General features: G+C 58.3%; 8 protein-coding genes. 6 read left to right on the top strand and 2 right to left on the bottom strand.

The window, feature by feature from the left end:
• The first annotated feature begins 107 nt into the window (after positions 1–107).
• From EOD43_RS06165 to EOD43_RS06190, 6 genes are all read left to right on the top strand, one after another.
• The gene (locus EOD43_RS06165; protein WP_127742081.1) at positions 108–2519 is read left to right on the top strand and encodes a TonB-dependent receptor; all 2412 of its coding nucleotides are present in this window, start codon (positions 108–110) and stop codon (positions 2517–2519) included.
• Positions 2520–2791: 272 nt separating this feature from the next.
• Positions 2792–4285 (top strand): tannase/feruloyl esterase family alpha/beta hydrolase, encoded by a 1494-nt coding sequence (locus tag EOD43_RS06170; protein WP_164857124.1) that lies wholly within the window; start codon positions 2792–2794, stop codon positions 4283–4285.
• Complete coding sequence (locus EOD43_RS06175) at positions 4282–5529, top strand: MBL fold metallo-hydrolase (protein WP_127742085.1); 1248 nt, start codon at positions 4282–4284, stop codon at positions 5527–5529. The genes EOD43_RS06170 and EOD43_RS06175 overlap by 4 nt, the downstream gene beginning before the upstream one ends.
• Positions 5530–5579: 50 nt before the next feature.
• A complete protein-coding gene (locus EOD43_RS06180; RefSeq protein ID WP_164857125.1) occupies positions 5580–6410 on the top strand; it encodes an MBL fold metallo-hydrolase in 831 nt (276 codons plus the stop codon).
• A 103-nt stretch (positions 6411–6513) separates the two neighbouring features.
• Positions 6514–7365: an LOG family protein gene (locus tag EOD43_RS06185; protein WP_127742089.1), complete on the top strand. Its 852-nt coding sequence runs from the start codon at positions 6514–6516 to the stop codon at positions 7363–7365.
• 180 nt (positions 7366–7545) lie between these two features.
• Entirely contained in the window at positions 7546–8445 is a 900-nt protein-coding gene (locus EOD43_RS06190; protein ID WP_127742091.1) for a PD-(D/E)XK nuclease domain-containing protein, read from the top strand.
• 107 nt (positions 8446–8552) lie between these two features.
• Here EOD43_RS06190 and EOD43_RS06195 read toward each other — a convergent pair whose 3' ends face one another.
• Positions 8553–10991, bottom strand: a complete 2439-nt coding sequence (locus tag EOD43_RS06195; RefSeq protein WP_127742093.1) for a hypothetical protein — start codon at positions 10989–10991, stop codon at positions 8553–8555.
• Positions 10992–11942: a hypothetical protein gene (locus tag EOD43_RS06200; protein ID WP_127742095.1), complete on the bottom strand. Its 951-nt coding sequence runs from the start codon at positions 11940–11942 to the stop codon at positions 10992–10994. It lies immediately after the preceding gene.
• Positions 11943–11945 lie beyond the last annotated feature (3 nt).

Genomic DNA, 11945 nt, shown 5'->3' on the forward strand with positions numbered 1-11945 from the left:
TGCTGCCTCGAAATCCTGCAAACTATTTGCTGTCCCATGCCTGACGTCGCGCGTCTTACTGAGCGACGGGGGGCTCCCGTCACAGGATCATGACCGGGGGATAATCAATGCCATTTGGACGGTTTCGCCACGCCTTTCGCGTGGGCGTATCGGCTACCGCGCTTGCCGTTTTTAGCCAGGCCGTTCCGGCTTGGGCGCAAGAGCAGACCTTCACATTTGATATTCCTGCACAGGACCTCGGTTCGGCTCTGCGTGCTTTTGCGCGGGCTTCGCGTCAGCAGGTGGCGTTTGACGATAAGGCTGTGCAGGGGCAGCGCGCTCCGGCACTGCGCGGTAATCATACCGCCCAGCAGGGTCTCGATCTCCTCCTCAATGGATCGGGGCTCTTTGCACGCAGGGGGCGGTCTGGCCTCTTTATCGTGCGACCGACCGGCCAAGGCTCGGCTGCGTTAAGCGATACCAATCTGTCTGACGCAGATGGTGACCGACAAGGCTCCGACATCGTTGTGACTGCGCAGCGCCGTGACGAGCAGCTGCAAAAGGTACCCGTCGCCGTGACCGTGCTGTCTACGGCCGACCTCGAAAATCAGCGGGTCAACACGATCCAGGATGTCGCCCGTGTCACGCCAGGTCTGACGATGGCGGCGTTCAGCTACCAGGCGCCCAACATCTCGGTCCGCGGTGCCAATAACAGCTTTTCGCAGATCGGTGTGGATCGCCCGGTCGCGATCATGCTCGATGATGTCTTCATTTCGCGGCCCTCTGGCGCAGTCTTCAATCTCTATGATCTGGCTTCAGTCCAGGTGCTGCGCGGTCCGCAGGGCACTTTGTTTGGTCGCAATGTGACGGGCGGTGCGATTGTTCTGACCACGCGCAAACCGTCCTTCACTAAGCCGGAATATTCGGCCTCGGTTGGCTATGCCAATTACAACCAGATCGAGGCGAACGGCCTCGTGAGCGTGCCGGTCAGCGACGATGTGGCGGTCAAGGTGGTCGCGTCGCATATGAGCCATGGCGGCTATGGCTATGATCAGGTCAGCCAGCGCAAGCAGGATGATCTCGATAGCACCAGCTTTCGCGGACAGTTGCGCGCGCGCTCCGGCGATTTCGAGACCCTTTTCATCGCCGACTATGCGCGGGACGATAATAATGGTCGCACTTTGTCGTCGCTGGCGGCCGGGAGCACTGGCAATCCGCGGATCTCGGTTCTCGGCGTCGATCAACGGTTCAGGCGTCGTACCGGCGGCATCTCGAACACCACCACGTGGACCATTCCCGACGATATGGGTGTGGTGACCGCGACCACCGCCTATCGAGAACTGAAGTCGCGCGAGCGCCTTTCGACGGCAGGTGCCAGCTTTCGTTTCCTGACGGCTGGCAGCCAAGGCATCAACGACGATACCGCGCACGTGAAGGACTTTTCAGAGGAGGTTCGCTACACCAGCCCGAAATGGACCTGGGGCGATTTTATCGCGGGCGTCTATTATCTCCATAACGATGCGGAGCAGGTTCTGCGGGTCACGAGCTTGGCGGCTAGGACCGGTATTGTGTCGGGCAATACCACGGCGAACCAGGCCACGACCGTCAACAGCATTTCGGGCTATGTCGACGGCAACATCAACCTGCCGGGGAACTTCAAGCTTACGCTGGGCGGCCGCTATACGCATGACGTCAAGAAGGCGAGCGTCGACTTCATCAACGCACTCGCTCCTGCGCGTAACTTCTCGACGGGTAAGCTGTCGCGGACCTTCAATCAGTTCACGCCGCGCGCGGTGCTGTCGTGGAATGTCGACGAAAACACGTTGGTCTATGCCAATTATAGCCGGGGTTTCACCTCGGGTGGTTTTGCCACGACCAACACCACTTTGGCGGCGGTTGCCCAAGGCTTTCAGCCCGAAAAGGTCACCAACTATGAGGCGGGCCTGAAATCAGCCTTCTTCGATCGCCGGGTCACGCTGAACGTCGCAGCCTTCAAGATGGACTTCAAAAACAAGCAGGAGTTCGTGTTCAACAGCCTGACGGGCATTGGCAACATCACGAACGCTGCGCAGGCGAAATCGAAGGGCGTCGAAGTGGAGCTCGGGCTGCACCCGATCAACGGCCTCGATATCAATCTGAATTATGGCGCATTGCGCAGCCGATATCAGGAGTTCGTGGTCCCCGGCCTACTCAACTATACCGGCAATTCGCTGGCTTATTCGCCGCGCAATAAGGCGTCGGCGACGGTCCATTACGAGCACCTGATCGAGGGGTTCGGCTATGTCAGCACCAATGCCAGCTACATGTGGACCGGCACCTACACGATTAGCGCATCGACCACCCAGCTCGCCGTGCAGTCGTTCGACCTGACCAATGCTGGCCTTGCCTACGAAACCCCCGATCGGCGCTACAGGCTGGCGTTTTGGGTCAAGAATTTGTTCGACAAAGATTATGAGCTGAACGCGACGACGACCGGCACTTTGGCCCAATGGTACGGCCCGCCGCGCACCTATGGGGCGACCGCGTCGGTCAAGTTCTGATGTCGCAGTGCGACCGGATGCGAGAGGAGGGGCGGTCGGCTAAGCCGGCCGTCACCTCGACCCGTATCTGGGCACTTTCTTTTGCATGGCTCATGGCGACATCCGGGCAGGCGGGTTTCGGTCAGCCGATTGTGGGTTCTTACCTGGGTGCACCTCAGATGTGCCAAGCTCTGGCCCATCTTCGCTTGCCGGGAGCCGAGATCACCTCTGCCGCCTTCGTGCCAGCCGGTCCGTTTGAGAGCTCCGTTCCGACCGTTGCGGGAGCGGCTGTGGTGTCGCTGGCTTCGCATTGCGAAGTGAAGGCGGTGGCTCGCCCTACGACCGATTCCGAGATCGGCATTGAGATCTGGCTGCCGGTTGAGAATTGGAATGGCCGATATCAGCAGACCGGAAACGGCGGCTGGGCAGGGGCCATCCACCGACGTCCGCTCGCAGCCGCGTTACAGCGCGGCTATGCGGTGGCCGCGACCGACAATGGTCATCAAGGCGGGATCGACGACAGTGGAAAGGGGCAGCGATCGGCTGAATTCGCGATCGGGCACCCTGAGAAGCTGATCGACTTCGGCTCACGCGCGCTTCGAGAGACGCGCGTTGCGGCTATTGCGGTCATCAAGGCCTATTATGGGCGCGCTCCCCAATATTCCTATTTTGTGGGCTGCTCCGATGGTGGCCGTGAAGCCTTGATGGCGGCGCAGCGTTTTCCCGAAGATTTTAACGGCATTCTCGCGGGCAATCCGGGCAATGATTGGTCGCATTGGGCAGCCGGTCTGATTTGGGCTCAGCAGGCTCAACTCGCCGACACGCCGGGCGCCATTCCTGTGACCAAGCGCGCGCTCATCCAAAATGCTGCGATTGCTGCCTGCGATCAGGTCGACGGTATCAAGGACGGCCTGATTGCCGATCCGCGTTTCTGTCGCTTCGATCCAGTGGTGCTTGCATGTGCAGGGGGCGACGCGCCTGATTGTCTGAGCACAGCGCAGGTCGCAACGCTTCAAAAGATCTACGACGGTCCGAAGAATCCTCGCACTGGCGAACGGATCTACCCTGGCTATCCGCCAGGGATTGAGAATGCGCCCGGGTATAATCACGTCATCGCGCCGTGGCGTCCCAGTACCTTCTCTTATGGCGACACCTATTTTGGTCATGCGGTCTTCGAGCGGCGGGATTGGGATCCGCACAGCTTCGACTTCGACCGCGACATGGCGCTTTCCGATCGCAAGGGCGCGCCGGTTGTCGACGCCACCAATCCCGATCTCCGCTCGTTCCGCGCGCACGGTGGCAAGCTCTTGCAATATCATGGCTGGTCGGACGCGCTCATGCCGGCGGGAGCATCGATCGCTTATTATGAGACGGTCGCAGACTTCATGCGCCGCTATCCTGACCGCAGAAGCTCTGATCCGGCCTCGCTCGGCGCTTTCTATCGGCTGTTCCTGATCCCTGGCATGGGCCATTGCTACGGCGGTGATGGCCCCACCGCTATCACGCCGCCAGCCGGCAGGGATAAAGCTGACACGCGATACGATTTGGTGCTCGCGCTCGAGCAGTGGGTGGAAAAGGGCATTGCCCCGCAGATGATCATTGGGTCGGGCAGGGTTCCCAATGATCCGAGCAGGACCATGTCCCGGCCTATCTGCGCCTATCCCCAGATGACCAGATACAAGGGCAGGGGGGACACCGATGCCGCAGCGAGCTTCGCCTGCGTCTCGTCGCCCGCCTCTGCGGCATCCCAAAATCAAGACCCGACACAGCCCGGAGCAAAGCCATGATCACCACCAATCGCCGCTCCTTCTTGGTGGCAAGTCTGCTGGGCGTCACGCCGATGGCGTGGCGCGCTGTCGCAGCGACGACTGATCAGGGAAGTCTACCGGCTTGGACACCCGGCACGCTCGACATCCATCACATCGATACCGGTGTCGGCAACGCGACCTTCATCATGGGGCCGGACGGAACGACCATTCTCATCGACTGCGGTGCAACGCGAGGCGGCCCACCTGCCTCAACACCTTTGCGGCCGGACTCTTCTAGGGCCGTCGGTGAATGGGTCGCACGCTATGCGCTGCGTCATGCGCGCGCGGCCAAGCGCACCACGCTCGATTATATGATCGCGACCCACGTCCATCCCGATCATGTCGGATCGCCGATCGATGGGGACCCCACTACAGCCGACGGCGTGGTGCTGACGGGCCTGCCGCAGGTTGATGCGTTGATGCCAGCCACGCTTGTCGTTGATCGCGGCTTTCCGACCTATGATCCGGTGCCACTGCTCAAGCTGCCTTGGGCAACCAATCATGTGGCTTGGCTCAATGCGCGGGTTCGGGCCGGCCGGCGGGTCGAACATGTGCAGGTTGGCTCGACCACTCAAGTGAGGCCCATAAAGGCCGGTGCCTTCACGCTCCGCTTTGTCGGTGGCGACGGGCGCGTCTGGACGGGAAGGGGGGATGGTTCGCGCGACCTGTTGCCGCCACCTTCGACCTGGACGCCAGAATCGACGCCGCTCGAAAACAATATGTCGATCGCGATGGTTCTTGCTTGTGGACCCTTCCGCTATTTTGCCGGTGGCGATCTCGTAGCCGACACTGTCGACGGTGCTTTCCCTTGGATGGATGTCGAGACGCCGATCACGCGCGCAGCGGGGCCAGTCGACGTCGCATCGGCTGACCATCATGGCTATTTCGATGCGGCTGGCGTGGGCTTTGCTCAGTCGCTCGACGCTGATGCCTATGTGATCCAGGCTTGGCATGCGACCCACCCAGGCATGGCGCCCCTCCAGCGGATGCTGAATGCATGGAAGGGGCGTTCGCCGCGTGATGTCTTCATCACTCGGCTCGACCCGGCCAGCAGCGCGGTCAACCAACGCTTCTTACGACAAGTGAAGAGCACAGAAGGCCATGTCGTCGTGCGCGTCACGCCAGACGGCCAGTACCGCATTTTCGTCACTGACAGCCGCGACGAGAATGACCGGATCACGTTCGCTGGCGAGCCCAGGCGCTCAAAGCTGCTCAAGGCATAAGGGAGATCGAGATGCGACCTCATAGGGTTGGCTGGCTTCTGGCCGCTTGCATGATGTTTGGTGCGCCTGTCGCGCCGGTTAAGGCGGCTCAACCCGCTTATCTCACTTCGGTTCTCAAGGTCCGCCAACTCCACCCCAATATGTACGTCATCGAGGGGCCTGCGAACGGCGAAGGGCCCAATCCGAATATGATCATCTATGCCACAGGTCACGGCGTGGTCGTCGTCGACCCTTGGTTCGCTATTGATTATCTTCATGTCTTAGCGGCGATCCGGTCGGTGACGTCCGAACCGGTCCGCTATGTCGTGAACACGCATTTTCATGAGGATCATAGCGGCGCCAATGCCGAGTGGCCGGCCGATGTGATGATCATCGCGCAGGACAATTCACGCAAACATATGCTCGAGCAGGCGATGCCTGGGCCGCCCAATATCACCTTCTCTGACGAGCTGACCCTCCATCTTGGGGAGAAGACCGTTCGACTGCGATATCTCGGGCCCGGCCATACCGACGGGGACATCGCGGTCTATTTCCCCGAATGGAAGACTGTCTGCCTTGGCGACATGATGGCAGGGACCAAGGGCGTGACAAACCCTGTCGTTGGCTATGCAAGCGGTGGCACTTTGGCTGGATGGCCGCGTGCGCTCGATAAGGCTCTGGCCTTCGACGTTGCCGAGGTCGTGCCGGGGCATGGCGCGATAACGGGCCGCGATGGTCTTGTGGCGCATCGCGATAAGGTTGCCGCGATCGGAGATAGTTTGCGTGCATGGGACAGGGCGAAGAAGAGCGCCGCCGAAATCCATGATCTTTTGATCAGCACCTACGGCTTCAAGCCGATCAACCTGGCCTCGCTCGACGGGCTAGTGACGGAGTTCCGCTAAAATCGGCTGTTTGCCGTCCTCCGGTTCGCTTCTCCGGGGCGAGCCTTAAGCGCGGGTCTCGATCCCGCGCCCTCTCTCCTTTGCCATTTCAACAGGTGACATCATGACCAATCAATTTCGCCGGCACGATAGCCCTCGCGCGCGGAAGCCGGCGACGGCGCAGGCGATCGACGCCGGTCGCGCAAGCTATCTGCTCGCTCACCGTGATCCGGATTTCCTCGAGCGCGATGAACTGCGGGCGCTGCGTTTTCAGCTCGAGTTGCTGAAGCCCGAAATGCTGCTGGACGACGCGAAGATTGATTCCACCTTCGTGGTGTTCGGCTCAGCCCGAAGCCCGGCCAATGTCCCGATCGACCCGGCGGGCAATCGACGGACACCCTATGAAGAAGCCCGTGCGTTGGCGCGGCTTGCAAGTGGCACGCCTGTTGGTGACGATGGCCACCGCCAATTCGTGGTCTGTTCGGGAGCCGGCCCGTCGATCATGGAGGCCGCGAACCGTGGTGCTGCAGATGTTGGCCAAACCTCTATTGGTCTTGGGATCGTGCTGCCTTGGGAGGAGATCCCTAACCCTTATGTGACGCCCGAACTAAGCTTCCAGTTTCACTATTTCTCGCTGCGTAAGATGCACTTCCTGCTGCGTGCAAAGGCAGTGGCGGTTTTTCCAGGCGGCTTTGGGACGCTCGATGAACTGTTCGACATTCTCACGGTCATGCAGACCGGCAAGATGCCGATCGTGCCGGTGGTGCTTTTCGATCAGGATTTCTGGAACAGGATCGTCGATTTTGAGGCGTTGGCTGCCGCCGGCATGATCGATCGGCGTGATCTCGACCTGATCCGGTTTGTGTCCTCGGCGGAGGAAGCGTGGACGGTGGTTGAGCGCTTTTACGCGGACAATCCAGAGCCAATTTGGCATCGCTCGGGGCCGGCAGGTTGGGCCGATGGAAACAAAACATAGCCAATCGATGGCTGTTTCCCAGCATCCAGTGCTGGCATTGCCATCGGGTCTTGGGGAGATCCCCGGCGTCAGAAATACAGCCTATAGTTCGTCGCTTATCGCACCCCTATTCAGCGGCCCCAATGTGACCGTACAAATATCATGCGGGGCTGTGATCGCCGCTGTTGGAAGGCGCAAAAAATGGCGGCGTTGACGAATATCAACATAGGGCTAGCAAATAAGGCGTTCGCTGCTGCACGGGCGCTAGTCCAAGATTGCCAGACGCAGATCAACGCCTATGCAGATGCAGATGAACACTATCCCGATGACCATAGTCGGGATGACTATCTAGCTGACATGGCAGCTCATCTGGGTGATACGACGCGTCGCGCGATAGACGCCGTGCGCATTGTTTACCAGCTAATCAAACTGAGAAGGTCGTTGCGATCGTTCGACAAAGAGATCGTAGCGCTTAATGATGATGATTTCTCAAAGATCAAATATTTTGATGAATATTACGGCGCTGGCACTGCCGCAGTCTCGATGGTCAGCAAGCATATTGAGCTCCTCAATCCTATGATCGAAATCCCGACAGATACTGGGATTGAGCGCCGAGTGCTTATTCGAATGCTGAAGCAGACTCCTCAATATCTTGGGGCGATTGGCATTAAGCCAAGCCGCGAGAAAGATGTTCAGGATGCGCTTTTACACTCTCTGCGGTTGGCATTTCCAGGTGTCATCAGAGAACCCGCAACACCGAAGCAGACGAAAACCTATCATCCTGATTTTGGGATCGAATCGATAGCAACCGCGGTCGAAGTGAAGTTTGTTGCAGAACAGTCAAAGGCTGCCACAGCGATCGGGGGATTGTATGAAGACATGATGGGTTATGCAGGAAGTGAATTTACGCAGTTCCTTGGGCTCGTTTATATGACAGGCCCTTATCTCTCGCAGGAGCAGGTCGAAGCGGAGCTTGATAAAATCGGGACGCCCAAGAGTTGGAGGGTATTACTCGTAGTTGGCGGTGGTCGCTCATATCCTGCAAGCGCGCCGACGAAGAGGCGAGGCGGGTCAAATTCCATCAAGAACAAACCGAAGTAAGTGTGGCTTTAGAGTGCCGTGATAGCTCGTATCTCAGTAAAATAGACTACCGAAAAGCGCAGTGAAATTTGCAAGTGGATTGCCGGATTGACCGCTCCCAATCTTGACTAAACTTCTCGATCAAGCGCCCGACGACTCAGGCTGATGAGATCTTTATAGCGGGCGTGATCATAAGGCATGAGCGGTGCGTTATCGTCATGCATCATCTCATTTTCAAAAATGAATAGATCGCGCGATAGAAGACGCCGCCTGTTGCGATCGGGATTGCTAAAGCGGGCTTCAGCAAAAATACCAATGATCTTCGAAAGATCAGTCTCTGGGAACGCGCCAGTGAGATTCTCAGAACGGGTGAGTTCTAGGAATCGTCTTGCGGCCTGGACGAATGTTTCATCCCAGGATTGCCCGACCTGGCTCTCGTCTAGGGCGTGGAGTGTAAACAGATTGGCCAGTGCACTGCGCTCGACAACCAAGCGACTCCACTCGTCCGATATGTCGCGAGCCTGAGCTGCGATCTCAAAAGCTAACAATTGCAAGCGCCTAGCTTCCACCACAAGTCTGGCTAGGGCTTCAGTGTCTGGCTTTAATCGGTAGCGCTGAAAGAGTAGGCGTGACGTCGAGCAGGCGAGTTCTTCGGCTCGGAAGCGTGTTTCTGTATCTTGCGGGGAACTAAGGTGATTGTCCCGCGCTCTTAGAGCATCCCGAGCTCGTTTTAGGTATTCATGAGACTTGTCGAAGTCGCCGAGCGAACGCGCCATCATTCGCTGGGCGACCGCGGCACAATAACAAGCTTCGCGACCCGACACACGATTGCGCACGGCTTCGGGGACGAAGGTGTCTCCATCCTGCGCCTTTTTGTGCCTATCGTAGATTTGGTGGACGGCCATAGCACGTTTGGCGGTTAGGAGTGCGACGTGCCAGCGCCCGTCATCAGCGAAGAGGACGGCATAGGCGAGTAAGACGGCATAGCTACCCCCCTGGGCTTCGATCAGCGCCAGGCGCTCCTCGATCTCTCCTGGGCCAAAGCGCATCACACCACGGGCCGCGATGACTTCGCGTACAAAATCGCGAGCATGGGTGAAGGATTGGAAATTGACGGCAGGCGCCATGCGTCGGCGACGGCGTCCCGGGCCTTCGCTTTGCGCATGCAAAAGGTCAAAACCGGTGCGGACAACTGCGCGATAATAGTCGTCCCAAGTCTTTTCGCTTTCCTTACTCAAAGCGAGCTGGACAAGGTCGAGCGCAGCATCGAGCTGGTCAAAATTTACCTGACCGATGGTGCGCTGTAGCTCTTCCTGCGCTAGATTGCTGGTTGCGGCATGCTCGGCTTGGATCGCCTGGGTATGGGCGCTCCAATCAGTTACCAATGTCCCGATTGCATTGTTGTCGATAGACACGACCTGCTGCACGCGCTCTTTGAGGAGTGATCGATTATCCCCTGCGGCACGCGAGCCAAGTTCATCAAGCGATGGCCCATTGTCGGAGGTTAGATCCGCAAGCAGCGTGTCGAGCCAGTTGATCATGATGCCATTGCCGCCGATTTGTTTTGCGGCGGAAAGATTGGCTGGTGTCAAAACTTCATCAGCAGCAAGAAATGCGCGCGGGTGACGGAGATAAAGTTGTGAGAAGTCGGTATCAGTTCCTTCCGGAACGTAGCTGGAGCAGGCGCTAATCATCGAGCTATCAGCGGTGATAAGGCAAATTCTTATCTTGTGTTCGCGCAATTTACTATTGACGATCTCAAGGCGGGTCAGTGCTCCGGCGTCGATCGCGACACTTTTTCCCTGCACCTTCTTGTACGCGCGCAACCGCCGATCCCACTCGAAGCGCAGGCGGTTTTCCTCGACGCTCGCCATGAGGTCGTGTGCCGGCAAGAAGGCCTGTCGGATCGCTTGTGATCGCTCAAGTCCGACCGCCTGCGCAAAACGTTCGCCAACCACCGACAGGCGCGCCAATCGTCCGCCCGAGAGTAAAGACCCCATCTTCCTTGCAAGTGCGCCATGACTATTGTCGAAATATAGTCGCTCGAGCAGTGTTCGGGCAGACGATTTGATACGCTCAACCCGTTCGGAGACGTTCTCTGCGGCCACTGCCCATTCTAGCTCATCCTTAAGGAGGTTGAGTTGTGTTCGAGCTTGCTCAACATCGCCTTCAGAGCGAACTATGAACCGGTCATAAGCATGGCGAACTTCAGCGTCATGTCCGTCGAGAAGAAGGAGCGGAAGGCTGATGGCTTGGTCGTCTCGGACGAAGGTGTTGGTTCGATAAATAATATAGCGAGTGAGCGCGGCTGCTAGAGCCTCGGCGATACCTTCCTCACCGCTGTCGCTAGGGAAGATATGGGTAAAACCACCCAGGCCATCGCGCAATGGCCCGCGGTCCTTCGGGTCAAGAAAGAGCAGGACTATATTGGTGTCGACCGCATAGAAGACCGTGCCACCGTCGCGCGTCAGCGTCATATCGCTTTCGAATGGCGCAATTTCGGTACGCAGTCGGGCTGCCGCGACGATATGGTCTGTTAGTTCCTGAACGTCGGTGTCAATCATCAATCAGGATACCTGGTCTAGAGCGGCCGCCGTCACGCCGAGCGCGATGTCGGGATCGGTGAGGTCTGCATCCATAGGTGCAGTCTCTACGGTGAAGGCGAAATTGCTCACCCTACGGACATTCGCACTTTGACCGGGTGGGGCAAGCAAAATGCCGTCTGGAGGAGCTTGGCGTACGGAACAGATCCGCAGGATATGCTTTAGGAGCCAATAATCGGACGGGCAGTCGGAATCATCGCTCGCGACCACGAACCATTTCGGAACGCTGGTGCAGATCTGGTCGATGCCGACCGCATCGAAGATATCGGATGCCAGTTTAAGGTGAAATTGCTCCTTGGCATCTTCACCCCTACCACGCGCAATCCGCTGTGCTTGCGCGTGCAGTTGCTCTCGCAGAACACACAGATGGGCAGTGATCTCCCTTGGAGCTCGCTCGCATAGAGCGAGAAGCGTCCCGCGGGCATCGCTATCATCGAAAAGAGGGTGCTCTACCAGTTTGTATAGGAATGCGATCGCGCCGGGTCGCTGCTGCCCCATAAGGTTGCGGCAGAAACCGATGATGATCTCAAACCGGTGTGCATCGTTCTCAAAGAGAGTGTCTAGAAAAGACGCAGATGCGCGTGATGCAAGGATGTCGACAGCTTGCGCCAAGTCGAGCCGCCAAGCCAGCTCGATCAGAATAAGCCATGAAACAGAGTCATTGGCGGGCCATTGTCCGATGAGCATGGCCACGGCGTCACCAAACGTGACTTGTGTTGTCTGTGGCAGCTGTGCAATTGCATTCGCAAGGGCGGCGGCCGGCGTATCGGCAAAATCAAAGTCGCCATGTAGGGGCGCAAACACCATCCGGTCGTCAGGGGTCTCTCGATGGCGCCGCAGGCACTGCGCTAACCAACTAGAAAGCGCAGCAACGTCGAGCGTCTCGAACCAAGCAAGATTGTGCGTCGTGATCATATG

Origin of the sequence: Sphingomonas crocodyli, from assembly GCF_004005865.1 — a bacterium.
GTDB classification, from domain to species: Bacteria; Pseudomonadota; Alphaproteobacteria; order Sphingomonadales; family Sphingomonadaceae; genus Rhizorhabdus; species Rhizorhabdus crocodyli.